Raw genomic sequence first — 26,458 nt, forward strand, 5'->3', positions numbered from 1 at the left:
CTCCCGTCAGCGGGAGGGCGGCCTTCCGCGTGTGCGCGGCCGCGGCACCCGAAGCGGCCGCACACCATTCATCCGCGTCATGTGCGGACCCAGGCCGCCAAGGCCCAGGAGAAGACACCGAAGAGCACCAGTCCGATCGCCACCGCTACCAGCAGCCAGGGACCGGCCGGGGTCGAGGCGAAGGCGCGCAGCGTGTCGTCGATGCCCTTGGCCTTGGACGGGTCGTAGCTCGCGGCCGCGTACACCAGGAAGCCGCCGGCCGTCGTGAACACCACACCCCGGGCGATCCCGCCGACCACCCCGAGCACGTCCACGGCCGTGCGGACCCCGTCCGGCAGACCGCCGGTGTCCATCTTGTCGTGGAAGGTGCGCCGCGCCGCGGCGACGGCGATCACCACGCCGCCGATCGCGAGGCCGATCCCCACCAGCGCCACCAGCCAGCCGCCGGCAATGCCGAGCAGTGTCGCCGTCGCGTCCCGCGACTCCTCGTCCCCGGAGCGGGTGCCGCCGACGCCGGCCGCGAAAGCCAGTACGGAGATGGCGGCCACCGCGTAGACGACCGCGCGGGCGGCCGCGAGGACGCGCTTGCCCGCCGTGCGGCCGTCCGGGCCGGCGCTGCCGAAGACGGCCTCCGACAGCCTCCACAGCGCCATGGCCACCAGGCCGATGCCGACGGCCCACACCGGCACCGCGCCGAACGGCTGCCGGGCGAGCTGGGCCACGGCGCCGGAGCGGTCGGCCTGCTCGTCCGTCTCCCCGAAGGCGATCCGCAGGGCCAGCAGCCCCACGAGCAGGTACAGCACTCCGCGCGTGGCCAGGCCGCAGCGTGCGGCCACCGTCACGGCGCGGCGGGTGCTCCGCTTCCGGACGGCCGCGCCGGACCGGGCGGGCGTCCGGGGGATCTGTGGCATGCCTCTCCCTTCCGTACCGGGGCCTTCGTTCCAGGGCGCGCCTGCCCCGGAGGGGCCGTACCATGCGCCGCCGGCACAACTCGGCACGCCGCACATGGTTTCCGGGCGCGTAACCGGGTAGCAGCGACATATCGGACGGTTGGTGTCGGCTTGTTCAGCGGTTCGGCGCCGTTCCCGTCATCGAAGATCGGAGTACGCCATGATCATTCTCGGCGTCATCCTGCTGATCGTGGGCTGGCTGCTGGGCCTGTCGATCCTCTATACGATCGGCATCATCCTGGTCGTCATCGGCCTGATCCTGTGGATTCTCGGGGCTGTCGGGCACGCCGTGGGCGGCCGTCGGCACTACTACTAGCGGGCCGGCGCCGGGCGTCATGAGCAGACCGCGTCGGCGGCTCTTCCGGTCCTTCCGCTTCCGTACCGTCCCTCCGGGCCCGCGGTTCCGGGCAGGCCTTCCGGTCCCCCGCCGCGGGCCCGGACCTGCCCCGGAGGGCGAAAGCGGCGGTGCGGACGCCGGTTGCTCCTTCACCCCCGGGGCGGGGGGGGGGGGGGGCCCCCCCCCCCCCCCCCCCGCCCGGGGGGGGGGGGGGGCCCCCCCCCCCCACCCCCCCCCCCCGCGCGCCCCCCCCCGCCAAGACCCCGGCCCCCGCGGGGGGCCGGGCCCCCCCCGGGGGGGGGGGGGCGGGGGGGGGTGGGGGGGGGGGGCCCCCCCCCGGGGGGGGGGCCCCCCCCCCCCCCCCCCCCCCGCCCCGGGGTTGCCGGGGGATTTCGCACTGACCGCCGAACGAACCGCCGAGGGAGGCCCTCCCGGTGAACTCGCCCGGATCGCGGGGAACCTGACCGGTCGGCGGTCCGCCGCGACGGCCGTGGAGATGGACCCGTTCGCCCCGCGAATGTTCCCGAGGCGCCCGGAAGCTTCTGGTGCGCGCCGGAGTGCGGTAACGCCGGACCACCGCACCGTCAGGACCCGGAGCAGCGGCGCCCCCTCCGGCATACCACGCTGGTCCGGCCGCCGGGGGAGGAGGCGGCGCGGCAGCACACCGGGCAGGGCCATAGGGTGGCGGTCATGGAGTCGTACACCATCGGTCAGGCGGCCCGGCTGCTCGGCGTGAGCGTCGACACGGCGCGCCGCTGGGCGGACGCGGACCGCTTCCCCACCCGTCGCGCGGGAAACCGGCGGATCGTCGACGGACCGGACCTCGCCGCCTTCTGCGTGGCCGTCGCCCAGGAGGGGGCCGACGATGACGAGGCGCCGTACACCTCGGCCCGCAACGCGTTCCCCGGCATCGTCACCCGGGTCCTGCTCGGCACGGTCGACGCCCAGGTCGAGATCCAGGCCGGGCCGCACCGCATCGTGTCCCTGCTGACCCGTGAGGCCGTCGAGGAACTGGGCCTGGAAGTAGGAGCCAGGGCCACCGCACGGGTGAAATCCACCAGCGTCTTCATCGACCGGGCCTAGCCTGGTCCATGGCCGGACGGCCGGACGGCCGGACGCACTGGACGGTGGGACGGCCGGACGCACCGGATTCCCCAGAGGAGGCAGCGGTGGACGATCGTGCGATGGAATCGGCGGCGGAACTGTTCGACGGGATGGGGGCCGAGTACGAGCGGGCCTTCGTGAAACTCCCCGGCCAGCTCGCCGCCCTCGACTGGCTGACCGGCCGGCTGCCCGCCGGCGCCCGGGTCCTGGACGTCGGCAGCGGCACCGGCCGGCCCGTCGCCGAGACCCTGGTCCGCGCCGGCTACGAGGTGACAGGCATCGACGTGTCCGCCGCGATGGTCGAGCTCGCCCGCGCCCAGGTGCCCGGAGCCCGGTTCGAGCAGCAAGACGTACGCGACTACCGGCCGCCGGCCGGCGGGTTCGACGCCGTGTGCGCCTTCTTCCCGCTGCTGGTGATGGGCCGCGACGAGGTGGGCGAGTCGCTGCTGCGGATCGCCGACTGGCTCGTGCCGGGCGGCTACTTCGTGATGGCCACCGTGCCCGCCGACATCGCGGACGTGGAGGTGGAGTGGATGGGCCGGCGGGTCCGGGTCTCCAGCTACTCCACCGACGAGTACCTGCGCCGGCTCCGCGAGGACTGCGGACTGGAGGTCCTGTTCCACTCGACCTCCACCTTCCAGCCCGAGAGCGAGATCGCCGGGCCGGAGGACCACCTGTTCTGCTACGCCCGCCGCCCCGCGGGCTGACTCCGGCCCGCCGCCGGCCGCGTGCCGGGCGGCGCGCCGCCTGCGGACGTCAGCTGTCCAGCAGGCGGTGCAGGGCCGCGGCGAAGGCGGCGACGAATGACTCCCGGGCCGGCTCGGCGAGCAGGTCCAGGGAGAGGTAGGGGTTGAGGTCCTCCAGCTCGACCAGGAGCAGCTCGCCGCCCGGGGCCCGGCAGGCGTCCACCCGCTGGATGCCGTGGCCGACGGTGTTCCAGTCGACGAACCGCTGCGCGAACTCCAGGTCCGCGGCGGTCGGCGCGTACGGCTCCAGCACCCATCGCTCCTCCGGCCGGGGCGCGTACAGCGCGTACTGGAAGGCGCCGTCGACGAAGTAGAACGACACCTCGTAGCGGAACGGGATGCGCGGCTGGACCAGCAGCGTGCCCGGGCCCGCGGCGCGCAGGGCCTCCCCGAGGGCGTCGTACGGCAGGAAGCGCAGGCCGATCGAGTCCGCGCCGAGCTTCGGCTTCACCACGTACTCCGCGTACGCGTCCGGGCCCGGCAGCCGGTCGAGGTCCGCCGCGCGGTCCACGGTCGGTATCACCGGCAGGCCCGCCGCGGTGAGGTCCGGCAGGTACTGCTTGCCCGCCATGTCGGCGCGGCCGGTCAGCTCGTTGTAGACGCGCGTGCCGCGCCGGACGGCCAGCTCGCGGAACGCGTCGTACCGGTCCTGGTACCGCAGGACCGGGCCGCTGTTCCGGACCACCACCGCGTCGAAGGACTCCATCAGGGCCGCCGCGTCCAGCGGGTGGCAGAGCGCGATGTCGAACCCCCCGTGGCCGCCGTCGGCCCCTTCGCGCAGCCGCGAGGTCAGGAAGATGTCCTCGTCGCAGTAGCGCCGGCCGCGGGCGGGATAGGCGAGGTCGGTGACGTACAGGAGCCGGGGCTGCGGTGCGGGCATCGCGTTCCTCTTCGTGTGCGGGTCCGCCCACGCTATCCGGGGCAGGGGCGGACCCGGCGCGCGGGTGCCGGTGGCCTGGTGGAATGGAAGTGTGGTGGCGGACCAGGAGTACCCGCAGTCCCCGGACCGCGAGCGAGCGGCGCTCCGCGCCAGGCTGCGGGCCATGGAGGACGCCGCCGAGCGGATCGGGACCACCCTGGACGAGTGGGCCACCTGCCAGGAGCTGGCCGGTTTCCTGTTCCGCAACCTGTGCGACGCGGCCGCCGTGGACCTGCGGCCCGAGGCGCCCGGCGGCCGGCCGCACCGGGCCGCCGCGGCCGGGCCGCCGGTGCTGCTGGAGGCGGCCGCCGGGGCGGCGGAGGCGGCTGCGGGCCAGGGGCGGCGCCACGGCGGCGCGGACGGTGACGCTGCCGGAGCCGGTGGCGGCGGACGCGTGCACGTGCTGTCCGTGCCGCTGGAGGCGCGGGACGAGACGTACGGGTCGCTGCTGGCGGTACGCGGCCCCGGCCGCGGGTTCACCGCCCACGACAGGGCGACCGTGGAGTTCGCGGCCCGGCTGGCCGCACTGCACCTCGGGCACGCACGGCAGCTGGCCGCCACCGAGCGGACCGCGCTCAACCTGCAGCGGGCGCTGGTGGCCGAGCCCGGCCGGCCCCACCCGAACCTGGAGATCGCCAGCCGGTACCTGCCGGTGGGGCAGCGGGCCCTGGTCGGCGGGGACTGGTTCGAAACGGTCCGGCTGCACTTCGGGCGCACCCTGCTGGTGGTCGGCGACGTCATGGGCCACGGACTGGACGCGGCCGTGGACATGAACCTCTACCGCTCCACCCTGCGTGAGGTCGCCGCGACGGACCTGGCCCCGCACCGGGTGCTCCGGCAGCTGGACCAGCTCGTCGCCGAGGACGACGCCCGGCGGCCGGCGACCTGCCTGCTGGTGCGACTGGACCCGGCCCGGCAGGTCGCGATGTTCGCCAGCGCCGGACACCTCCCGCCGGCGGTCTTCTCGGCCGACGGCACGGCCGGTCTGCTGGACGTCCCGGTCGGACCGCCGCTGGGTACCGGGATCGGCGGCTACGAGGCCGGGACCCGCACCGTGACTCCGGACGAGACCCTGCTGCTGTTCACGGACGGCCTGGTCGAGCGGCGCGACGAGGACATCGACACCTCCCTGGCCCGGATCGCCGCGCTGCACCTGCCGCCCGGTATGGAGGTGGAGGAGCTGGTCGACGCGGTGGTGGCCGGCCTGGACGCCCGGCACGCCGAGGACGACGTGGCCGTCCTGGCGGCCCGGATCCGCCGCCGCGCCCTCCCGGCGGACCCTGACGACGTGATCCACCCCTCCTGATCCGCGCCACCGGGACCAGGCCGACCCGCCGGCCGACCCGACCCGGTCGCCGACCCGCCGGTCGACCCGGCCCGGTCGACCCGGTCGCCGTCACCCGGACGGCAGCAGCTCCGGCAGATAGGGCGAGCGGACCGGCACCGGCCAGCCGATGCGGCGGGCGTGGCAGGCCAGGGCGAGCACGTCCAGGTCCAGGGCGGCTTCCGGCGCCAGGCCGCGGGCCGCCACCGCGTAGTGCTCCCGGTGCGCCTCCAGCGCGTCCGCCAGCGCCAGGGCGAAGCCCTCCCGGTCGCCCTCGACCAGCTGGGAGAGCAGCACCACCGGCGGGCCGAGGAAACCGTCCCCGGCCAGCCGGCCGGCCGCCCGCAGCGCACGGTCCAGGGCCGGTTCCGGGTCGGCACCGCGAAGGTAGTCGTGCAGTGCCGCGCAGTACGCGCCGCCCGGCGACTCGTACGGGCCCTGCTCGAAGAACTCGGGAGGCATCAGCACGCAGTCGGCCAGCGGGCCGCGTGCCCCCACCACCAGGGCGCAGGCCACCGCGTCCCGCCAGTGTCCGGGCCCCGGCTCGTACGCGCCACGCCAGGCGGGCAGGATCCGGCGGGTACCGCCGACGGTGACCCCGACCGACCCGCCGGGAGCGGTACGGGCCAGCCGGAACGCCGCCCCGCCGGCCTCCGCGCCGAGCCGCAGGTCCTCGTGCAGCAGCGGATCGCCGGGGGACTCCGCCGCCCGGGACAGGGCGCGCAGCCGCAGCCCGCGCAGCAGGCCGGTCATCCCCACGGCCAGGTCCGCCGGGTCGCTCGCCGGATCCCGGAACCGGGCCAGCCCGGCCCGGGCCGGATCGGCCGCCTCCGCTCGGGCCGGCCCGTGCGGAGGCGCCGGGTGTGCCGGGCGGTCGACCGTCAGCGGTCCGGAGGCCAGGGCGGTCAGGGCGTCCGGCCGCTTGTCCCGGCCGTACGCGCGTACCCGTGGCCCCGCCGTCGCGAACCCGGTGACCAGAGCCTCCGGCAGGTAGTCGGAGTCCACGGCGATCCGCCAGCCCAGCCAGCGGTGCGCCATCGCGGCCAGGGCGATCGCGGACAGCGGCAGCAGCGTCCGCGGCGGCGGGTTCGGCAAGGCCACCGCGGAGTCCCCGAACCGGCCGCGGTGTATCTCCAGCTGCCGGGCGAGGGCCCGGCCGAAACCCTCCTCGTCCTCCGCGGCCAGCGCCCGCAGCGCCGCCAGCGCGGCCCGCTCGGCCAGCCCGGTGTCGCCGGCCCCGAGACCGTCGACGATCGCGTCGATCACCGCGAGCCGGCCGGCCGCCTCCACCGGGTCGGGCGCGTCCCGGTTCTCCTGGCAGCCGTACACGTACGCCATCAGCGCGTGTACCAGCGCCGGGCCGGGCTGCCGCTCGTTGCCCCGGAGCGGGCCCGCCAGGTGCACCAGCAGCTCGCCGTAGTGGTCGGAGCGGGCGGTGACCACCGCCAGCCAGAGCACCTCCAGCCACTCGGCGGGCAGGATCGCCCGCCCGCGGTCGGCCTCCACCGTCCCGTCCGGCACCCGGCCGCCGGTGTAGCGGATGCCCTCCCCGACGTAGTGGATGAACACGTCCAGCCGCTCACCGGCGGCCAGTGCAACCGAGCCGACGGCCGCGGCCGTCGCCGACTCGACGGCCACCTGGATGTCCTTCCCGCCCAGCCCCGGATCGGTGACCGAGCGGGCCGCGACGTAGTCCAGCAGGTCATCGGAGATCATCTGCCAGCCGTACGACGGGCAGGCGTCGTGCCGCATGCGGTGGACCTCGCCGGCGAGACGGCCCGCGAAGTCGCGCTGGGCCGCGGACAGCGCCGCCGCGCCGACCCGGTGCCGCTCGATCCGTGCCCCCATGTCCGCCTCCCGCTCGTCCCCGCCCGTCGGCCCCGGAGCCCCCGGTCCCAGGGCTCCGGTCTCCGGTCGCTTTCATGATCAGTCGTGATCAGCATAGGAAGGGGGACTGACAACGCCCGGGCACCGGCCCCGAGTCCGTACCCGGTGCCCGACCCGTGCCCGGCCGAGACCCGTGCGTCAGCCCAGCAGCCGGTCCGCCTGCCGTACGGCCTCCGACAGCTGGCGCACCTCGGGGTCCTCGGTCCGCGCCGCCAGCCGCGAGGTGACCTCCGACAGCCGGTCCAGCCCGACCGCCCCCGGCACCGGTTCCCAGCCGCCGCCGCGCTCACGCAGCTCCGAGGCCAGGTACGCCGCCGCGGCCGTGACCTGGAACCGGGGCGCCGCCTGCTCCCAGCCGCCGCCCGTCAGCGCGGACGCCTCCACCCGCCCGGACTCCTCGTGCGGGGCCCGGCTGCCCGGGTCGAGCCACCGGACGGTCGCGGTGGCCACGTGCCCGGCCGCGCCCGGCCGCAGCCGCACCGCGTACAGCGCGGTCACCGTGTGGCCCGGGCCGACCTCGCCGCCGTCCACGGAGTCGTCGCGGAAGGAGTCGTCCGCGACGCGCCGGTTGTCGTAGCCGATCAGCCGGAATTGCTCGACGTTGCGCGGGTCGAAGGAGACCTGGGCCTTGGCGTCGCGGGCGCGCAGCTCGACCTGCGCGGGCAGTTCGTGGCAGAAGACCCGGCGGGCCTCCTCCTGGTCGGAGACGTACACGGTGTGCCCGTCGCCCTTGTCGACCAGCCGCTCCATGAAGGCATCGTTGTAGTCGCTGCCCACGCCGACCCCGAAGAGGGTGATGCCGTGCTCGCGGCGGTCGTTGTCGATCCGGTTCAGCAGGGCGTCGGCGGAGGTGGTGCCGGTGTTGGCGAGGGCGTCGGTGAGCAGCACCACCCGGTTGGTGGCGCCCGCGCGGCGTCCTGCCACGGCGGTGTCGTAGCCGCGGGTGATGCCGGCCTCCACGTTGGTGGAGTCGGTGGGGCGCAGCCCGTCGACGACCCGGTGCACCCGTTCGCGGTTGCCGTCCAGCCGGGTCATCGGCAGCCGGGTCTCGGCCTTGCCGCTGAACGCGACGACGGCGACCGAGTCGTCGCCGCGCAGCCGGTCGGTCATCAGGTCCAGCGAGGTGCGCACCAGGTCGAGCCGGCCGGTCTCGGCCATCGACCCGGAGATGTCGACGACGAAGGTGAGCGCGGCGGGCGGGCGCTCGGAGGGGCCGCGGCCGGCCCGGGTGGCCAGCCCCACGCGCATCAGGGACCAGTCCGCGGAGTCCGTGCGGGCGCCGTCGACGGTCACGGAGAACCCGTTGCCGTCGGGCTGCCGGTAGTCCTGCCGGAAGCTGTTGACGAACTCCTCGGGGCGGACCGTCCCCGGATCGGGCAGCTTGCCGTCGGCGAGGGTCCGGCGCGCGTAGCCGTAGCTCGCGGTGTCCACGTCGAGGGCGAAGGTGGAGAGGTAGTCGGGGGCCGGGGCGTCGGCCCGGCGGCCGTCGTCCTCGCCCTCGCCCGTGCCCTCGACCTTGCCCTCGCCCTTGCCCTGGGACCGGTCCGTGCCTCCGGGTGCCGGGGCCGGGGCGGGGTTGCCGCCGCCGCTCCGTCGGCCGGACTCGGAGGAGGTGCCGCTGCTGCGGTCGTGGCTGCCGTCGGCCGCGCTGCACCCGGAGAGCAGTACGGCCGCGGCCGCGAGCGCGGCGAGCAGGGCCGGTCTTCCCGGGCGGCGGGCGCGGTCGCGGTGGCCGTCGCGGCCGCGGTCGCGGCCGGGCGTGCGCAACATCATGGTGTCCCCCTTCGGACGAACGGTGTCTGCGAATGTGACGTCCGGGAAGGGGAGTTGGAACCGACGAGGGTGTTGCGAACGCGTCTCGAAAGGGCAACGGCAGGCGGAAGGTCAAGCTCTGGCGGAGATCAGGACACGATGCCGTCGCGCTGGGCGACCCCGGCGGAGCGCGTGTGCGCGCCGGCAGCCTGCTCGTAGAGCCGGCGCGCGTCCGCGCCGAAGGCCGGGCTGTAGGAGGTGTCGGGGTGGTCGCCGCCGGTCTGGTAGCCGCCGATGATGCCGATCACCTCGCCGGCCGGGGTGAGGAACGGGCCGCCGCTGGTGCCGCCGGGGTAGCCGGTGCAGCGGATCCGCAGGAAGGAGCCGGGGGAGCCGGCGTCGGGGCTGGTGAACCGGGTGGTGCGGTTGACGCAGAGGCGCGGCCGGGCGGCCCCGGCGGGGTGGCCGACGAGGCGTACGGTCGGATGCTCGTAGCCGGCACCGGTACGGAACGGGGCGGCGCCGGTCACGTCCTGCAGCTTCCGGCCGTCCTTGCGCGCGCCGACCTGTACGAAGGCGAAGTCGAGGGCGGCGGCACGGACGGTGCCCTGGCTGCGGTAGCGCGGGTCCGTCCAGATACGGCCGACCGGGAAGACGCCGTACGGCTGGGGGCGGGCGGCCGTGTAGCGCGGGACGAACGCGAGCTGCCGGGCGTCCCCGCCGAGCAGGCAGTGCGCGGCGGTGAGCACCAGGTCGCGGCCGGGCGAGGCCACCGCGCTCGCGGTGCAGAAGTAGGCTCCGCCGTTCCGCACCGTGAACATGCGCCCCACGACGGGCAGGCCCTCGAAGTCCTGCCCGATACCCGGTGCCACCGCGGCCCGCAGCTCGGGCCGATCCAGGCCGACGCCCCCGGTGCCGGCGGCGGTCCAGCGCTCGGCCCGGGCCCAGCTCCCCGTCCCGGTCCAGTCCCCGGTACGGTCGCCGGTCCGGTGCCCGGCCCTGGTCCCCGGCCCGGCCCGCCCGTCGGGGCTCTCGTCGCGTCCGGCAGCGGTGGGGACGGGCCGGGCCGAGGCCATCCGCTCCGGCGTCCAGAACGCGGCCGCCGCCGTCGCGGTCCAGCCGTTCGCGGCCGGGCCCCCTGGGGCTCCGGCACCGGGCGGGACCGCCACGGGCAGTACGGCGGCGGAGACCGCGGCCGCGGCCGCGCACAGGGTGACGATCAGGCTCATGGGCCCAGTCTTGGCCGCCGGGCCCGCCCCCGCACCGGAGCCGCCCCCGGCGTTCGCCCCTTCGGCCGACAGGCAGCGCGGCAAATCCTGCTGCCAAAAGGTGTTTTGGCGGGACAAGCAGGTTCTTCTCGGCCCGTGTGAAATACCTTGACCGGCCGATAAAGGCGGCATAAGTTCTGCCCCGCCTGCTCCGTGTGGACAGGGCGCCGGACCATCCTCAGGGGGACCAGTGAACATCTACCTCGACGTGCTGAAGCAGTACGCCGTCTTCAGCGGCCGGGCTCGCCGCCAGGAGTACTGGATCTACACGCTCTTCAGCGTCATCGCCTCCGTGATCCTCGCGGTGATCGACCTGTTCCTCGGCATCTACCCCGTCCTCACCGGCCTCTACTTCCTGGCCACCCTGCTGCCCTCCCTCGGGGTCTCGGTGCGCCGTCTCCACGACACCGGCAAGTCCGGCTGGTTCCTCCTGCTCAACGCCATCCCGTTCGTCGGCGGCATCATCGTGCTGATCTTCATGGCCACCGAGGGCGAGGCCCAGGCGAACGCGTACGGCCAGAACCCGAAGGCCGTCACGGCCTACTGACCGCCGCCCCCGCACGGCCCGAGCGCCGGTCCCGACGGAAGCTGTCGGGACCGGCGCTTTCGTGGTCCGCCGGCTGAGATATCTTGATGTCGAGCAATGTTGCAGACGAGAGACGCATACGTGGAGCGGAGCATCCGGTGACTGACTCGACCATCATCTACACCCACACTGACGAGGCCCCGGCCCTCGCGACGTATTCCTTCCTGCCTGTCGTCCAGGCCTACGCGTCGACCGCCGGTGTGACCGTCGAGACCCGCGACATCTCCCTGGCCGGCCGCATCATCGCCAGCTTCCCCGAGCACCTCGAGGAGGGGCAGCGCATCGCCGACGCCCTCGCCGAGCTCGGTGAGCTGGCCAAGACCCCCGCCGCCAACATCATCAAGCTGCCCAACATCTCGGCCTCCATCCCGCAGCTCAAGGCCGCCGTCGCCGAGCTCCAGGGCCAGGGCTACGCGCTGCCGGACTACCCGGACGACCCGAAGACCGACGAGGAGCGCGAGATCCGCGCCCGCTACGACAAGGTCAAGGGTTCCGCCGTGAACCCGGTCCTGCGCGAGGGCAACTCCGACCGCCGCGCCCCCGGCGCCGTCAAGAACTACGCCAAGACCCACCCGCACCGCATGGGCGCCTGGACCGCCGAGTCCAAGACCAGCGTCGCCACCATGGGCGAGAACGACTTCCGCTCCACCGAGAAGTCCGCCACCGTCTCCGAGGCCGGCACCCTCCGCATCGAGCACGTCGCCGCCGACGGCGCCGTCACCGTGCTGCGCGAGTCCGTCCCGGTCCAGGCGGGCGAGGTCGTCGACGCGTCCGTCATGCGCGCCGCCGCCCTGCGCACCTTCCTCTCCGAGCAGGTCGCCCGCGCCAAGGCCGAGGGCGTGCTGTTCTCCGTGCACCTCAAGGCCACGATGATGAAGGTCTCCGACCCGATCGTCTTCGGCCACGTGGTCCGCGCCTTCTTCCCGCAGACCTTCGAGAAGTACGGCCAGGTGCTGGCCGCCGCCGGTCTGTCCCCGAACGACGGCCTCGGCACCATCCTGAACGGCCTGGAGTCCATCCCGCACGGCCTGGGCGCCGAGATCAAGGCCTCCTTCGACGCCGAGATCGCCGAGGGCCCGGCCCTGGCGATGGTCGACTCCGACAAGGGCATCACCAACCTGCACGTGCCGTCCGACGTCATCGTCGACGCCTCGATGCCGGCCATGATCCGCACCTCCGGCCACATGTGGGGTCCGGACGGCCAGGAGGCCGACACCCTCGCCGTCCTCCCGGACAGCAGCTACTCCGGCGTCTACCAGGCCGTCGTCGAGGACTGCAAGGCCCACGGCGCCTTCGACCCGGCCACCATGGGCTCCGTCCCGAACGTCGGCCTGATGGCGCAGAAGGCCGAGGAGTACGGCTCCCACGACAAGACCTTCGAGATCGCCGCGGCCGGCACCGTCCGCCTCGTCGACGCCGCGGGCAACACCGTCCTGGAGCAGGAGGTGTCCGAGGGCGACATCTTCCGCGCCTGCCAGACCAAGGACGCCCCGATCCAGGACTGGGTCAAGCTGGCCGTCACCCGCGCCCGCGCCACCGGCGCCCCGGCCGTCTTCTGGCTCGACGAGACCCGCGCCCACGACGCGCAGCTGATCGCCAAGGTCAACACCTACCTCGCCGACCACGACACCGAGGGTCTGACCATCAAGATCCTCTCCCCGGTCGAGGCCACGAAGTTCTCCCTGGAGCGCATCCGCCGCGGCGAGGACACCATCTCGGTCACCGGCAACGTCCTCCGTGACTACCTGACCGACCTCTTCCCGATCCTGGAGCTGGGCACCAGCGCCAAGATGCTGTCGGTCGTCCCGCTGATGGCGGGCGGCGGCCTCTTCGAGACGGGCGCCGGCGGCTCCGCCCCGAAGCACGTCCAGCAGCTGGTCAAGGAGGACTACCTGCGCTGGGACAGCCTCGGCGAGTTCTTCGCCCTGGCCGCCAGCTTCGAGCACCTCGCCACCACCACCGGCAACGGCCGCGCCCAGGTGCTGGCCGACACCCTCGACCGCGCCACCGGCACCTTCCTCAACGAGGACAAGTCGCCGACCCGTCGCGTCGGCGGCATCGACAACCGCGGCAGCCACTTCTACCTCGCCCTGTACTGGGCGCAGGAGCTGGCCAAGCAGACCGACGACGCCGAGCTCGCCACCGCGTTCGCCCCGCTCGCCAAGACGCTCACCGAGCAGGAGCAGACGATCGTCGACGAGCTGATCGCCGTCCAGGGCAAGCCGGCCGAGATCGGCGGCTACTACCAGCCCGACCCGGCCAAGGCCGCCGCGGTGATGCGTCCGTCCGCGACCTTCAACCAGACCCTGGGTCTGCTGGGCTGAACACCGCCCTACGCGCACGCGTGAACCCGCCCCGGCCGGCATCTTCCCGGCCGGGGCGGTCCCGTATCCGCGTGCACGTCCCGGTGCCGCATGACCGCAGGTCGGCTGCCGGGCGCGCCTCAGCTCACCGCCTGCTTCACGAGTGCGGCGATCCGTGCCTCGACCTCGGCCGTCACCTCGGTCAGCGCGAAGCCGGCCGCCCACATGGGGCCGTCGTCCAGCTTCGCCTGGTCGCTGAACCCGAGCGTCGCGTACCGCGCCTTGAACTTCTCCGCGCTCTGGAAGAAGCAGACCACCTTGCCGTCCAGGGCGTAGGAGGGCATCCCGTACCAGAGCTTCGGTGCGAGGGCCGGGGCGTTGGCCGTGACGACGGCATGGACGCGCTCCGCCATGACGCGGTCCGAGTCCGGCATCTCGGCGATCTTCGCGAGCACGTCCCGCTCCGCCCCCGCCGCCTTCTCCGCGGCCGTGGTCCGGCGCGCGGTCTTCTTGAGTTCCTCCGCGCGGTCCTTCATCGCGGCCCGCTCCTCGGCCGTGAAGCCCTGGTACGTGCTGCTGCCGGTGCTGCTCATGGTGGATCTCCTTCTTGACGAGCCGGATGTGTGGAACGAGGTGTCAGACCAGCCAGCGGCCGTCGCGCATCAGCTCGCGGCCGGCCAGCTCGTTCTCCTCCCGCCAGGCCTGGACCCGGTGCGGGGTGATGCGGAACCAGCGGTACGCAGTGGTCAGGGAGCGCGGGTCGAAGCCGGTGCGCGAGGCGAATCGGTCACCCAGGTGCGGTGGCAGTGCGCCGATGTCGAGGACCTCGACGTCGCCCTCGATCATGGCGACGTCGCGGGTGTGGCCGAGGGCGAGCCGAGCGGTCCGGGTGGCGGCCAGGTTCCGGCCGGTGGGGCTTTCCGCGGGGGTGGCCGCCAGCAGCGCCTCGCCGTCCCAGTCGAAGGACAGCGGAACCAGATGCGGGGCGCCGTCAGCCGAGGCACTGGCCACCCAGACGTCCACGTCGTGGGTGAGCCGGTGCTCGGTGTCGCTGCGGCGCTGTGCGCGGGAGCGGGGTTGCGTGCTCATCGGTCCTGCAGCAGGCCGAGGAGGTTGCCGTCGGGGTCGATGACGGTGGCCACCAGGCGTCCGCCGCCGGTGTCGTGCGCGGGCTCCTTGACCGTGGCGCCCGCGGCGGTCACCTCGGCGAGCTTTGCCTCGATGTCGGGCACGTGCCAGTAGGCCAGCGGCGAGGTCAGGCCCTGCGGTCCGCCGCCCGGGAGGAGACCGATGTGCTGGCCGGCGACCTCGAAGCCGACGTAGTAGGGCCCGTCGGTCTGCGGCGCCACACCGAGCAGTGCGGTGTACACCGCCTTGGCCTGGGCGAGGTCGGACACGGGATGCAGCACGGTCTTGATCCCCTGGTTGGAAGAGCCGGTCACGGTCACTCCTGTCGTCGCGGTTCCGATCGGCCCGGTGTGGTTTGCCGGGCCCGTTCGTCGTGGTCACAGCTTCCCCCGGCAGGGGTACCGGGTGCCTCCGTGCTGACCACGGAAAGGACCACGGAAAGGACCACGGAAGGGACCACGGAAGGGACCGCGGAAGGGACCGCGCAAGGGACCACACGAGGAACTGCCGGGAGGAGTACGGATAATGACCCGGTGTCCACTCCAGTGATCTCGGCCAGGGAAACCGATGTGCTCGCGCTGCTCGGGGAGCACCTGAGCAATGCGGAGATAGCCGCGCGGCTGTTCATCTCCGTACGGACGGTCGAGTCGCATGTCTCCTCGCTGTTGCGGAAGTTGGAGGTGCCGGACCGGCGGGCGCTGTCCAGGCGCGCGCCCGGACCGGCGCGTGCCGAGCAGGAACGCCCGGCACCGGCGCTTCCGGTCCCCGGGCTTCCGGCACCGCTGACGGCGTTCGTCGGCCGGACACGGGAACGCGGGCGGCTCGCCGAGGCGGTGACGGAGCGTCGGCTGGTGACCGCCGTGGGTCTGGGCGGGGTGGGCAAGACACGGCTCGCGCTGGCGGTCGCGGCACAGGTGGCCGGCGACTTCGCCGACGGGGTGTGGTTCGTCGACCTGGTCCCGGTCACCGATCCGGGGCGGGTGGGCGCGGCGGTCGCGGCGGCCATGGGCGTGGGCGAGCAGCCCGGGCGCGGCATCGACGACGTGGTGGTGGCCGCGCTGGCGGACCGTCAGGCGCTGCTGGTACTGGACAACTGCGAGCAGGTGCGCGACGGGGTGGCACCGTTCCTGGAACGGCTGCTCGTGGCCTGCCCGGGCATACGGGTGCTCGCGACCAGCCGGGCCCGGCTGATGGTGCCGTTCGAATGGGTCTTCCCGGTCCCTCCGCTCTCGCGGGTCGGCGGCGGCGAGTCGGAGGCGGTCGCCCTGTTCCTGGAACGGGCGGCGGCGGTCGGCCGGACCCCGGCCCCGGCGGAACGCGACCAGGTCGCGGCCCTGTGCGAACGGCTCGACGGCATGGCACTGGCCATCGAACTGGCGGCGGCGCGATGGTCCACGCTCGGTCTGGACGGCCTGACCGCAGGCCTCTCCGACCAGCTCCGGATCCTCGCCGGCGGCCCCCGCGCCGACGGCAGGCACCGCTCGGTGCGGGCCGTCCTCGACTGGAGCCACGACCTGCTCGAACCGCAGGACCGGGCACTGCTGCGGCGGGTGTCGGCGTTCGTCGCTCCCTTCACCGCCGAGGCGGCCGCCGAGGTGGCCGGCTTCGCGCCGCTGGAGTCGGCCGCGGTCGCCGACGGCCTCGGCAGGCTCGCCGAGCAGAGCCTGCTCGCCGTGACACCGTCCGACACCGGCACTCGCTACCAGGCGCTGGAGACCCTCCGCCAGTACGGCACGGAGCGGCTCGCCGATGCCGGTGAGCTCGACGACGTCCGGTCGCGCCACCTGGCATGGTGCCTGGCCGGTGCGGCCTGCCTCCAGGAAGGCGGCGGCCCGGACTGGCGAGCCCGGTTCGACGCGGTCGCCGAGGACCTGCGGGCCGCCCTGACCTGGGCCGCGGGCCGGCCGGAGCAGCACGCGGACGCGTGCCGTCTCGCCCTGTCCATGGCCGGGCTGGCCTTCACCCGCAACCTGCTGGGAGAGGCCCAACAGCGGTACGAGCAGGCGGCCTCGCTCGCTTCCGGTGCCGACGCCGCCGCCGCATTGCGGCAGGCCGCCGGGGTGGCCGGATGCCGCAGGCTCGGCGACGACATGTACCGCCTGCACCGGGCCGCCGCCGAAGCCGCCCGCCGGGCCGGGGACGCGGCCGGGGCCGCCCGCGACCTGGCGGCCGCCGCCACCGCCGCCTACCGCTTCTCCAGCACGTTCATCAGCCCGGTTCCGCCCGTGGACGAAGTGACCGGCCTGCTCGCGGCGGCGCGCGAGCTGACCGGTGACGACGACCCGGCCGCCGAGGCGGCTCTCGCGCTGGCCGAGGCCGCGGTGGTCGCGGACGCGTTCGGCGCGGTCCAGGGGGCCCCGGACAACACCGCACCGGACACCGTCGCGTGCGCCGAACGGGCCGTCGGACTCGCCCGGCTCGCGGGCGACCCGGTGGCGCGGTCCGCCGCCCTCGACGCGCTCTCCGGCGCGCAGAGCTGGGCCGGCGAGAGCTTCGCCGCCGCGGCCGCCGCCCGGGCCCGGATCGACATCCTGACCTCGGCACCGAGCACCCCTGCCCGTACGCACGAGCTGATCGACGCCCTCGCCATGGCCGCCGCGACCGCCATCGGCGCGGGTGAACTGCCGGCGGCCCGCCAGTGGGGCAGGCAGCTCGCGGACCAGCCGCCGCTGGCCGAGGTGGGCGACCACGCCACGTCATGGCTTCTGGTCGCGGACGCGTTCGCCGGCCGTGCCGACGAGGTGCTCACCAGCAGCGTGCGCTTCCTCGACGCGTGGGAGCAGGCCGGCCGGCAACGGTCGTTCTCACTCGGTCCGGCCGCCGCCTCGGTGGCGATGATCCACGGCTTGCGCGGTGACCACGAGGCCCGCGCGACCTGGCTCACGATCACCGACCGGGCAGGCAGCAAGGAGGACCACCAGCACGGCCACGGCGCCGTCTTCGACGCCATGGTCCTGCTCCACCACGGGGACGCACACGCGGCCCTGGAGCGCGTCGCGCCCGAGCCGGAGCAGGTGTGGAAGTGGGTCTGCTGGGTCTGGCTGCACTGGTATGCGGCGCTCCGGGCCGAGGCGGCGGTCCTCGCCGGGCACCCGGACGCCCGGGGCCGGGTCGCCACCGCCCGGGCCGTGGTCGCCGGGAACCCGGTCGCCACCGCCCTGGTGGACCGGGCGGAGGCACTGCTCGGCGGTGATCTGCCGCGGCTGCTCACCGCCGCGGCGGCGTTCGAGGCGGCCGGCTGCCGTTACCAGTGGGCGCGCACGCTGTTGCTGGCCGGGGGCGAGCACACCGCGGCCGGCGCGTCCGGGCTGGCCGCCCTCGGACTCGCGCCCATGGCCGTCCGGTAGCCGAGGGAGCGTTGTCCGGTACGCCACTCCGACGCGAGGCTCAGTCCCGACGGGGATCCGCCGCCACCCGGAAGCCGATGTTGCCGGCCGAGCTGTCCGGGGTGTTCCGGGTGCGGGCCGCCACCCGGTAGCGGTTGCAGTACGAGTCGTGGCACATGTGGGAGCCGCCGCGCATCGCCCGCTCCTCCCCGCCGTGCGGGTGGAAGCGGTCCGCGCACCATTCCCACACGTTGCCGACCGTGTTGTACAACCCGTGGCCGTTGGGCCGGAAGGACTTCGCCGGGGCCGTGCCCGCGTACCCGTCGGCCCGGGTGTTGTGCAGGGGGAAGTCGCCGTTCCAGATGTTGCACATGAACCGCCCGTCCGGCCGGAGCACGTCCCCCCACGGGTAGCGGGCCTGCTCCAGCCCGCCCCGGGCCGCGTACTCCCACTCGGTCTCCGTCGGCAGCCGGGTGCCCGACCACACGCAGTACGCCTGCGCGTCGTTCCAGGAGACGTGCACCACCGGATGGTTCTGCCGGCCGGCGAAGGAGGAGCCCGGTCCCTCCGGGGCCCGCCAGCTCGCCCCGTCCACCGCCCGCCACCAGGGGGTTCCCGCGACCGCCGGGGACACGGCCGCCACCGGTTCGGCGAGGAACCCGGCGAAGACGAAGCTGAAGCCGAAGGACTCGGCCTCCGTCACATGGCCGGTGGCCTTCACGAAGGACGCGAACTGCACGTTGGTGACGGTGGTCGGCGCGATCCGGAAGTCCGGCACCTCCACCTCCCGCACCGGACCCTCGCCGTCCGCCGGGAACCCGTCCGGATCGTCGGTGCCCATCAGGAACCGGCCGCCCGCGATGTCGAGCAGATCACGGGCGGCCCGTCCGGCCGCCTGGTCGCCGCGCCGGACGGCCGGGGCGAGCGCGAGCAGCACGGGACCGGCGGGACCCGGTCCCGTGTGCCCGTGCTCCCGTCCGGGGGTGCAGCAGGACTTCGGCGACATGTGGTTCTCCTCTTCCGGAGCCGACTGGTGCCGGCAGGTGCAGGCCGGTGCTGGCTGCTGCAGGCCGGTGCTAGCCGGTGCGGTCGGCGGCCAGGGCGGCCGCCAGCGCGGGTATGCCGAGGGCCTGTTCCTGTGCCGGGGTCGCCCCGTACAGCAGGTTCGTCAGCTGGTACGGGTCACTGCCCAGGTCGTAGTACTCGCGGAAGGCCACCGCGCCCGTGCCCGAGACCGCGCCGGTGGCATCGGTGTGCAGGTCGTAGTACTCGGTGTATTGCCGGTCCTTCGCGACGTACGAGGCCCAGGTCTTTGGACCGGTGCCGCCGGTGCCCTGCTTCCACCACTCCACGAGGAGGTGGTCCCGGGAGGCCGTGCCCAGCAGGGAGTGGCCGTCCTGGCTGTGCGTGGGGGTGATCCCGGCCGCGTCCAGGATGGTCGGCGCGATGTCGAGGTTGGCGACGATCCGGTTGTCGGTGGTGCCCGAGCCGAGGCCGGCGGCCGGCCAGGACAGGTAGAACGGCACCTCGTGGGAGGGGGAGTAGGGCACCGATTTCTTCAGCCAGCCGTGGTCGGCCCAGGTGTAGCCGTTGTCCGCGGTGTAGATGACCAGGGTGTTGTCCAGCTGGCCGAGCGCCGCCAGCTTGTCGCGGATGGCCTGCACCGCGTCGTCCACGGACAGCAGGCTGCGCAGCTGCCGCTCCCGCAGGGCCCGCGCGTCGGCGAGGGTGGCGGTGGCGTTCTTGATGTAGCCGGGCTTGTCGCTGCGGTCGTCCTCCGGGACGGAGGGCCGGCCGTTCCACACCGGCACGGGGGTGTCGGCGTACTTCGCGGCGGGGGTGTTGGGCTCGTGCGAGGCGTACGGGGTGACGTACGCGAACCACGGGCGGGTGTCGGTGGCCGCCTGGTCGAGGAAGGCCAGGGTGCGGTTCTTGATGATGTTGGTCGTGTAGCCCGCGAGTTGCTGCACCGTGCCGTTGATGTTCCAGTTCGCGTTGTTGAAGGCGGGCTGGAGCAGGGCCCATTCCTCGAAGTGCGGCGGATTGTCGGCGAGCGGCCAGGAGTTGAGGTACTTGCCGAACAGGCCGGTGCGGTAGCCCGCCTGCTTGAGGTACCGCTGGACGGTGGTGGCCTGGTTCAGGGACGCCGAGGCGGCGTTGTTGCGGACGCCGTGGTTGTGGGCCTGGCGGCCGGAGAAGATGGAGGACCGGGACGGGGCGCACAAGGGGGTCGCCGAGTGCCCGTGGGTGAAGGTCACGCCCTGCCCGCCCAGCCAGTCGATCAGCTTCGGGGTGGCCCAGTGCGTGTGCTTGGGCTGGTCGTCGGTGACGATCAGCAGGATGTTCGGGCGGGAGGCGGAGGCGGAGGCGGAGGCAGCGGTGGGGTCTGCGGCCCGGGCCACGCCCGGGGTGGCCGCCGCGGCGGCGACGGCCGCGGCTCCGGCCAGGAAGCCGCGTCTGCCGACCGGGCTCTTCGGGGAGTGCTCGCTCACGGGGGTCTCCTGTACGTGCGGGGAAGGGTGACGTACGCAGGAAATGACCCTAGGGACGGCTTGCAGCGGCGCTGTGGCGGCCGTATGTCAGTGCCGTGGCAGTGGTGTGGCGTGTGAACGAGTAGCTGGACGTGCAGGTGAAGGAGCAACTGAACGGGCGGGTGAACGGGCGGGTGGGAGCGCCCCGCGCCGGGTCGGGGTGGGACCCCCGCACGGAGTGTGGGGGCGGACGGGGCGCTCCGACTCGTGTCGGACGAGGTCAGTCCGCCAGGTGTACCTCCAGCGCGGTCCGGACCGCCGACTCCAGCGCGCCCTCGATCCAGGCCGGCTTGACCGAGGTGTGGCAGCCCGCGAAGTGCAGCAGTCCCTCGGGACGCGCCACGTGCGGGAACAGCTCCGTGTGCTGGCCCGGCAGCAGCACCGACGCCTCGCCGTACGCGTACGGGTCGCGCATCCACGACTGGGTGCGGCCGACTCCGGTGTAGAACACCTCGATCCGCTGCCCGTACACGTCCTGCACTCCGGCCAGTGCCCGCGGGTACCGCTCGGCGTCGTCGAAGGAGTCCCACTTCAGGGCGTCGTCGGCCCAGCTGTACGAGGCCAGTACGACCCCGCCCGCGCTGCCCTCCACCGGGTGGGACGGCTGGAACATGAACCGGTTGGGGTTGTCGGTGGTGGACCCGCCGCCGACGACCTTCGCGGCCTCCGGCTGGTCCCGGGCGACCACGCGGGTGGCCGCGTAGTGCTCCCGCTGGTCCGCCGTCACATGCCCCTTCGGTACGGACGGGTGGGCGCCCAGCAGGGATCCGTCGGCCGGGGTCTTCCCCAGCTGGTAGGCGGAGTACAGGCCCGGGCGGACGGCCTCCAGTTCCCGCTTCCAGTCGGCCTCGCCGAACTCCCACCAGCGGCGGCTGAACTCCAGCAGCACCTTGGTGGCGGCGTCGTAGTGCAGTTCGGTCACCGCGCGCCGCTTCCCGTACGACAGCGGAGGCGAGACCGGGATGTGCCGGAGACCGGAGAAGGGCACGGTGACGACGGCGACGTCGCCGGTGAAGGTCTCCCGGCGCACCGCCCGGCCGCGGCCGCCTTCGGAGACGGTCTCCACGGTGACCGTCTTCTTCTCCCGGTCCTGGCTGATCCGGGTGGCCCGCCGGTCCAGCCGCACCAGGTCCTTCACCCGTTCGTACATCCGGTCGGCCAGGGTCGAGGTGCCGCCGGGGAGTTCGAAGAAGGCGGTGTCCGGGCTGATCAGGGCGGAGGAGATGAAGGAGTGCAGGAAGGTGAGGTGCAGGCGGGAGGTGAGGTTCTCCACCGTGCCGATCAGGTCGACGGTCTGCTCGTCGAGCTTGGCCTCGTCGGTGAGATAGCGGTACATCGACATGTGGCCGTAGCGCTGGATCACCCGGGCCCAGGCTTCGGTGAGCGCGCGGCCCTGCTTGCCGTCGATCTCCTTCCGGACGGGGGCGAGGGCCGCCTTGACGATCTGTCCGGCCGGGACGTTCTCGTACGCCGCAGGGACCCCGAAGGAGCGGTTCACGGCGCGCGGGTCGCGGGCGTAGTCGGCGCGCCGCACCCGGATGCCGTTGACCACGATCCAGGTGCGGTACGCGGGCTTGCCGGAGGCGTCCACGTCGACCAGGTGGAACCGGCGGCGGGCCAGACCCAGGTCGTCGATCAGCCCGGTGACCAGCGGGTGGCTGTCCGGGATGCGCATGGCGCCGGCCTCTGCGTACTGCTTCGGGTCGGCGAACGGCGCCGCGGACCGCTCGTGGCCGCCGGCCCGGAAGGTCTTGATCCGGCCGCCGACCCGGTTGGCGTTGGCCTCGATCACGGTCACCCGGTGGCCCGCCGACCGCAGCAGGTGGGCGACGGTCAGCCCGGCCGGTCCGGCGCCGATCACCAGCACCCTCCGGGGGGACCGGCGGGACCGGGGCAGCCCGGCCCCGAGCAGTACGTCCCGGTAGCGGGGCACCAGGGACTCGTCGTCCTCGTCCCGGACCAGAACCGAGCGGGCCACCGAGAGGCAGGTCGCCCAGTCGGCGGAGGGCGCCGCCGTGACCGCGGCGGCGGGCGCGACGGCCGGAGCCGCCGCGGCGACCCCGCCGGCCACGGCCAGGGCCCCGGCGCCGGCTCCCGCGAGCAGGGCGCGGCGGGTCGGGGCCCCGGCGGTGTGCGGGTGGGCCGGGGCGGGAGAGCCGGGAGGGGTGGGAGAGGCGGGCGGAGTGGGCTCAGTGATCATGAACTCACCCTCGGGGCGGGACGGGCCTCCCCGAAACCCGGACGCGCGTAGAACGGCGCGTTCCACCCGATCAGGGATGGTGTTCAACCCCCCGGTGACGAAAGGGGGTTCGGTGTCCGCACGTTGTTCCGCGGCCGCGGAACAACGTGCGGACACGGACGGGCCGGGAGCGCCGGGTCAGAGCCGGTGCACCCGCTCCTGGTCCAGTCCCAGCGGGAACCGTCCGGCCGCGAGGATCCGCAGCCCGGGCGCGACGGCCGGCAGTTCGCGCAGCCAGGCCAGGGCTTCCAGGGTGAGCCGGTCGGCGTCGTCGAGCACCAGCAGCATGTCCCGCTCGGCGAGGTACGAGGCCGCGTTCGCGGTGCCGCAGGGCAGGAACGGCATGCCGGGCACGCAGCCCAGTGCGGCGGTGAGCCGCCGCACGCCGAAGCCGTGGCGCACGGTGACCACGGCCGTGCCGTCGAGGAAGTTCGAGGTGAGCCGTTGTGCGATCTCGCGGACGAGGAGGCTGCGCGGCTCCCGGAAACGCCCGGTCACCGTCACCACCCGGCCGCGCCGCACGGCCGTGAGGAGTCCGGACAGTTCTTCGGAAGTGGTCGGCAGGGTCTTCATCGGCACGATGCCCCCATGCATACGTGTCCCATGCATACGCCATGCGACGGGCTGGTGATTTCAGGCCGTATCAACGACGAGTATGCGCCAGTTGTGCGGGATGGCCAGGGGAACGCCATATTCCGCCCAAACGCCCGCTATCCGGTGAGCCCTGCCCCATACCCGGCGCCGCACGTGCCGCCCCCGCCACCCGCGCCGGCCCCGGGGGCGCCGATGGCCTGCCGGCGGGCCTGCCGGCAGGCCGGTCGCGGGCCGGTGGCGGGATGTGCGGACCGGTGTCCGGCGCGGGCCGGCGCGGCTCCGCGGGGTTCCACGGCGCGGCTGACCGTCGTAGTTCCCGTGGTCCCTGTGACGTACGTGCCATGCCCGTCAGGCCGGGAAACGGTTGTCCGCCGGGCGGGAATCCGTTCTACTGCTGTTCAACCCCCGGACGGGGGCATATTCCAGGGAAGGACCGGGGAATGACTGCGCATCACCGAAGAGGGCGGTCGGCGCGTCGGCGCCGCCCGGCGCTGTCCTTCCTTGTCGCAGCCTGCCTGCTGGTGGCCGGCTGCGTCCTGGCCGGCATCGTCTGGAACCCCTTCTCCGCCGGTGCCGGAACCACCGGCGCGGCTTCAGGGCCGGCCAAGAACGGCGCGGCGGCCCCGGGCCGTCCGTCGGCGAGCCCCGCACCGCCCGTCCCGGGCAGCGGCGAGGCGCCCCTCGCGCCGGGGCAGATGCCCCCTTCGGCGAGCCCCGGCAAGGGCAACGGCGGCGGTGGCGGCCAGGACGGGCCTGCCGCGAGCCGCCCGGCGGGAGCCCTGCCCTTCGACCTCCCGCAGGCCGCGACCCTGCGGAAGAGCAAGAAGCTCGTCTTCGCCCACTACTTCACCCCCTACCCGCTCTCCCTCGACAACCTGAGCGCCGACCGCGACTACTACACCCGTCACTACCTGAACCCGGACGGCGAGGGCGGCAAGCACGGTGCCTACGGAGGGCTGCTCCGCGACCGGCCGCTGCCCGTCCAGCCCAAGGACGGCAACTGGGTGCTCGCCAACCTCAAGCAGGAGGTGCGCACCGCCCGCGCGGCCGGCCTCGACGGGTTCACCCTCGACCTGCTCTCCCTCTCCGGCCGCAACTGGGAGTGGTCCAACCTCCTGATGGAGGCCGCGCGGACCACCGACCCCGGCTTCAAGATCATGCTGATGCCGGACATGACCTCGCTGCGGACCGACGACCCGGCCGTCCTCGCCGACTCCCTCGCCAAGCTCGCCAAGTCACCCGCGGCCCACCGACTCCCCGACGGCCGGCTCGTCGTCTCCCCGTTCAAGGCCGAGCAGAAGAGCGTGGCCTGGTGGACGCGGGTGCTCGACACCCTGAGGACCAAGCACGGCATCCGCACCGCCTTCGTGCCGCTCTTCCTCGACTTCGGCGCGCACCACGCCGCCTTCACCCCGATCAGCCACGGCTTCTCCGAGTGGGGCAGCCGGTCCTACACCGGCCAGGAGAGCTCCACCCGCGACGTACGGAGCGCCCACGCGGCCGGCAAGATCTGGATGCAGCCCGTGTCCGTCCAGGACGCCCGCCCCAACCAGGGGATCTACGACGAGGCGGGCAACACCGCGACCCTGCGCGCCACCTGGACCCGGGCCATCGAGGACGGCGCCGACTGGGTGCAGCTCACCACCTGGAACGACTACTCCGAGGGCAGCCAGTTCGCGCCCTCGCTGCACAACGGCCACACCTACCTGGACCTCAGCTCGTACTACCTGACCCGGTTCAAGACCGGCTCCTGGCCGAAGATCACCCGGGACACCCTCTACCTCAGCTCCCGCACCCAGTTCGCCTCCGCCGATCCCACCGGCGACCAGTCGCTGCTGATGAACCTGCGCCGGGGCAGCGCGGCCCCGCGCGACTCGGTCGAGGTGCTCAGCTTCCTGACCGCGCCGGCGACCGTCCGTACGACGGTGGGGTCGGCGAAGGCCTCCCACGAGGCTCCCGCCGGGGTGCACGCCACGCTGCTGCCGCTCCGTCCGGGCACCAGCGAGGCGGAAGTGGTCCGCGGCGGGCGCGCCGTGAAGGGCGCCGGGGTCGAGCTGCCCTACCCGGTCACCCGGTCGGTGGACGTCCAGGACCTCCAGTACTACGCGGCGACCAGCGCCCGCTCCGTACCGGCCTGCTGCTGAAGGCACGTGCCGCGTCACGGAACCGCTCGGCGGGACCTTCGCGCCGCACCGGCGCCACTTTGACGACGGGACCCAGGTGTTTCGGGAAAGGGCGGGGCGGGGGAGATCACCGCAGGGCCACCGCCCCATGCGTCCCGCCCCGCCCCACACCCTGGAGCCCCGTACCGTGACCACCGTCGCAGAGTTCCCCGGCGGGCGGCAGCTGTTCCGGCTGTCGTCCGAGGTCGCCCACCTCAACCACGGTTCCTTCGGTGCCGTACCCATACCCGTCCAGGACGCGCAGACCGCCCTGCAGCGGGAACTCCACACCGACCCCGACGCCTTCTTCATCGGGGCCGCCGACCGCGTGGCGGAGGCCCGTGGCCGGATCGCCCGCCACCTGGGCGCCGACCCCTCCGGTCTCGCCCTGGTGTCGAACGCCACCGAGGGCGCCAACCTCGCCCTCACCGCGATCCCCTTCGGACCCGGCGACGAGATCCTCGTCACCGACCACGGCTACGGCACCGTCGTCGCGGCCGCCGCCCGCTTCGCCCCCGTCACCACCGCCCGGCTCGGCCCCGACCTGCCCGACGAGGACGCCGTGTGCGAGGCGGTCCTCGCCGCCCTCACCCCCCGCACCACGGTGGCCGTCCTCGACCACATCAGCTCGCCCACCGCCCGGATCGTCGCCGGCCCGCGCCTGCTCGCGGAGCTCCGCGAACGCGGCATCACCACCGTCGTCGACGGGGCCCACTCCCCGGGCATGCTCCCCGACCCCCTCGCCGGGCGCCCCGACTTCTGGTTCGGCAACCTCCACAAGTGGGGTTACGCCCCGCCCGGGAGCGCCGTGCTCGCCGTCGCCCCGGAACACCGCGGCCGGGTCCGCGCGCTGGTGCCCTCCTGGGAGGACCAGCACGGCTTCCCCAGGTCCGTCGAATACCGGGCCACCGTCGACTACACCAGCTGGCTGGCCGCCCCCGAGGGCCTGGACCTGCTCGACCGGCTGGACGCCGGCAAGGTCCGCGCCCACAACAGCGCCCTCGCCGCGTACGGCGCGGCGCTCCTCGCCGGACTCCCCGGCCTGCGGCCGCTCCCGCACTCCGAGGGGCTGGCCATGCGCGCCCTGCGGCTCCCGCCCGGCATCGCCGAGACCCGGGACGAGGCCACCGCGCTCCGCGAGGACATCGCCGCCCGGCACCGCATCCGTACGCTGGTCTGGCCCTGGCCGGGCGGCGGCGGCATCCGGCTCTGCGGGCAGATCTACAACCGCCCCGAGGAGTACGAACGCCTGGCCGCGGTCCTGCCCGCCTACCTCAGCCGAGCCTGAACCCTGACCCCGAC

At 74.0% G+C, this 26,458-nt stretch carries 21 protein-coding genes; 9 read left to right on the plus strand and 12 right to left on the minus strand.

Annotated elements, in window-relative coordinates; all coding sequences use genetic code 11:
* Window positions 1-77: 77 nt before the first annotated feature.
* Window positions 78-911, minus strand: coding sequence for a DUF1206 domain-containing protein (locus ACGFQ9_RS05205; RefSeq protein WP_393571340.1), 834 nt, complete (start codon window positions 909-911; stop codon window positions 78-80).
* Window positions 912-1,110: 199 nt separating this feature from the next.
* Here ACGFQ9_RS05205 and ACGFQ9_RS05210 point away from each other — a divergent pair, with 199 nt between their 5' ends.
* From ACGFQ9_RS05210 to ACGFQ9_RS05220, 3 genes are all read left to right on the plus strand, one after another.
* The gene (locus ACGFQ9_RS05210; RefSeq protein WP_393571342.1) at window positions 1,111-1,266 is read left to right on the plus strand and encodes a DUF6131 family protein; all 156 of its coding nucleotides are present in this window, start codon (window positions 1,111-1,113) and stop codon (window positions 1,264-1,266) included.
* 711 nt (window positions 1,267-1,977) lie between these two features.
* Window positions 1,978-2,370, plus strand: coding sequence for a molybdopterin-binding protein (locus tag ACGFQ9_RS05215; protein ID WP_393571344.1), 393 nt, complete (start codon window positions 1,978-1,980; stop codon window positions 2,368-2,370).
* Window positions 2,371-2,456: 86 nt separating this feature from the next.
* Window positions 2,457-3,098, plus strand: a complete 642-nt coding sequence (locus tag ACGFQ9_RS05220) for a class I SAM-dependent methyltransferase (RefSeq protein WP_393571346.1) — start codon at window positions 2,457-2,459, stop codon at window positions 3,096-3,098.
* A 49-nt stretch (window positions 3,099-3,147) separates the two neighbouring features.
* Here ACGFQ9_RS05220 and ACGFQ9_RS05225 read toward each other — a convergent pair whose 3' ends face one another.
* On the minus strand, window positions 3,148-4,017 hold the full coding sequence (locus ACGFQ9_RS05225) for a hypothetical protein (RefSeq protein WP_393571348.1): 870 nt from the start codon (window positions 4,015-4,017) through the stop codon (window positions 3,148-3,150).
* A gap of 94 nt (window positions 4,018-4,111) precedes the next feature.
* Here ACGFQ9_RS05225 and ACGFQ9_RS05230 point away from each other — a divergent pair, with 94 nt between their 5' ends.
* Window positions 4,112-5,362, plus strand: coding sequence for a PP2C family protein-serine/threonine phosphatase (locus ACGFQ9_RS05230; protein WP_393571350.1), 1,251 nt, complete (start codon window positions 4,112-4,114; stop codon window positions 5,360-5,362).
* 90 nt (window positions 5,363-5,452) lie between these two features.
* On the opposite strand, the gene ACGFQ9_RS05235 is transcribed toward ACGFQ9_RS05230, so the two are convergent.
* The 3 genes from ACGFQ9_RS05235 to ACGFQ9_RS05245 form a co-directional block, all read right to left on the minus strand.
* Window positions 5,453-7,228, minus strand: a complete 1,776-nt coding sequence (locus ACGFQ9_RS05235) for an Imm49 family immunity protein (protein WP_393571352.1) — start codon at window positions 7,226-7,228, stop codon at window positions 5,453-5,455.
* A 177-nt stretch (window positions 7,229-7,405) separates the two neighbouring features.
* Window positions 7,406-9,040, minus strand: a complete 1,635-nt coding sequence (locus ACGFQ9_RS05240) for a von Willebrand factor type A domain-containing protein (RefSeq protein WP_393571354.1) — start codon at window positions 9,038-9,040, stop codon at window positions 7,406-7,408.
* Window positions 9,041-9,168: 128 nt separating this feature from the next.
* Window positions 9,169-10,248, minus strand: coding sequence for a trypsin-like serine peptidase (locus ACGFQ9_RS05245; protein WP_393571356.1), 1,080 nt, complete (start codon window positions 10,246-10,248; stop codon window positions 9,169-9,171).
* 229 nt (window positions 10,249-10,477) lie between these two features.
* Here ACGFQ9_RS05245 and ACGFQ9_RS05250 point away from each other — a divergent pair, with 229 nt between their 5' ends.
* Both ACGFQ9_RS05250 and ACGFQ9_RS05255 read left to right on the plus strand, forming a co-directional pair.
* Window positions 10,478-10,834: a DUF805 domain-containing protein gene (locus ACGFQ9_RS05250; protein WP_393571358.1), complete on the plus strand. Its 357-nt coding sequence runs from the start codon at window positions 10,478-10,480 to the stop codon at window positions 10,832-10,834.
* A gap of 137 nt (window positions 10,835-10,971) precedes the next feature.
* The gene (locus ACGFQ9_RS05255) at window positions 10,972-13,197 is read left to right on the plus strand and encodes an NADP-dependent isocitrate dehydrogenase (protein ID WP_393571360.1); all 2,226 of its coding nucleotides are present in this window, start codon (window positions 10,972-10,974) and stop codon (window positions 13,195-13,197) included.
* A gap of 119 nt (window positions 13,198-13,316) precedes the next feature.
* Here ACGFQ9_RS05255 and ACGFQ9_RS05260 read toward each other — a convergent pair whose 3' ends face one another.
* The 3 genes from ACGFQ9_RS05260 to ACGFQ9_RS05270 are packed head-to-tail and all read right to left on the minus strand — an operon-like array spanning window position 13,317 to window position 14,618.
* Complete coding sequence (locus tag ACGFQ9_RS05260; RefSeq protein WP_393571362.1) at window positions 13,317-13,769, minus strand: iron chaperone; 453 nt, start codon at window positions 13,767-13,769, stop codon at window positions 13,317-13,319.
* A 43-nt stretch (window positions 13,770-13,812) separates the two neighbouring features.
* On the minus strand, window positions 13,813-14,265 hold the full coding sequence (locus ACGFQ9_RS05265) for a pyridoxamine 5'-phosphate oxidase family protein (RefSeq protein WP_393571364.1): 453 nt from the start codon (window positions 14,263-14,265) through the stop codon (window positions 13,813-13,815).
* On the minus strand, window positions 14,262-14,618 hold the full coding sequence (locus ACGFQ9_RS05270; protein WP_393571366.1) for a VOC family protein: 357 nt from the start codon (window positions 14,616-14,618) through the stop codon (window positions 14,262-14,264). Before ACGFQ9_RS05270 ends, ACGFQ9_RS05265 begins: the two co-directional genes overlap by 4 nt.
* Window positions 14,619-14,837: 219 nt before the next feature.
* Between ACGFQ9_RS05270 and ACGFQ9_RS05275 the strand changes: the two genes are divergently transcribed.
* Window positions 14,838-17,651: an ATP-binding protein gene (locus ACGFQ9_RS05275; RefSeq protein WP_393571368.1), complete on the plus strand. Its 2,814-nt coding sequence runs from the start codon at window positions 14,838-14,840 to the stop codon at window positions 17,649-17,651.
* Window positions 17,652-17,691: 40 nt separating this feature from the next.
* Here the strand turns inward: ACGFQ9_RS05275 and ACGFQ9_RS05280 are convergent, their stop codons facing one another.
* The 4 genes from ACGFQ9_RS05280 to ACGFQ9_RS05295 form a co-directional block, all read right to left on the minus strand.
* Window positions 17,692-18,636 (minus strand): formylglycine-generating enzyme family protein, encoded by a 945-nt coding sequence (locus ACGFQ9_RS05280; RefSeq protein ID WP_393571369.1) that lies wholly within the window; start codon window positions 18,634-18,636, stop codon window positions 17,692-17,694.
* A gap of 70 nt (window positions 18,637-18,706) precedes the next feature.
* Complete coding sequence (locus tag ACGFQ9_RS05285) at window positions 18,707-20,122, minus strand: sulfatase (RefSeq protein ID WP_393571371.1); 1,416 nt, start codon at window positions 20,120-20,122, stop codon at window positions 18,707-18,709.
* A gap of 259 nt (window positions 20,123-20,381) precedes the next feature.
* A complete protein-coding gene (locus ACGFQ9_RS05290; protein WP_393571372.1) occupies window positions 20,382-22,361 on the minus strand; it encodes a flavin monoamine oxidase family protein in 1,980 nt (659 codons plus the stop codon).
* 177 nt (window positions 22,362-22,538) lie between these two features.
* Window positions 22,539-22,979: a hypothetical protein gene (locus ACGFQ9_RS05295; protein ID WP_393571373.1), complete on the minus strand. Its 441-nt coding sequence runs from the start codon at window positions 22,977-22,979 to the stop codon at window positions 22,539-22,541.
* A 455-nt stretch (window positions 22,980-23,434) separates the two neighbouring features.
* Between ACGFQ9_RS05295 and ACGFQ9_RS05300 the strand changes: the two genes are divergently transcribed.
* Window positions 23,435-25,138, plus strand: coding sequence for a glycoside hydrolase family 71 protein (locus ACGFQ9_RS05300; RefSeq protein WP_393571375.1), 1,704 nt, complete (start codon window positions 23,435-23,437; stop codon window positions 25,136-25,138).
* Window positions 25,139-25,304: 166 nt separating this feature from the next.
* A complete protein-coding gene (locus ACGFQ9_RS05305; RefSeq protein WP_393571377.1) occupies window positions 25,305-26,444 on the plus strand; it encodes an aminotransferase class V-fold PLP-dependent enzyme in 1,140 nt (379 codons plus the stop codon).
* Window positions 26,445-26,458: the final 14 nt, after the last annotated feature.

The organism is Streptomyces sp. NPDC048603 (assembly GCF_043199475.1).
Classification (GTDB): domain Bacteria; phylum Actinomycetota; class Actinomycetes; order Streptomycetales; family Streptomycetaceae; genus Streptomyces.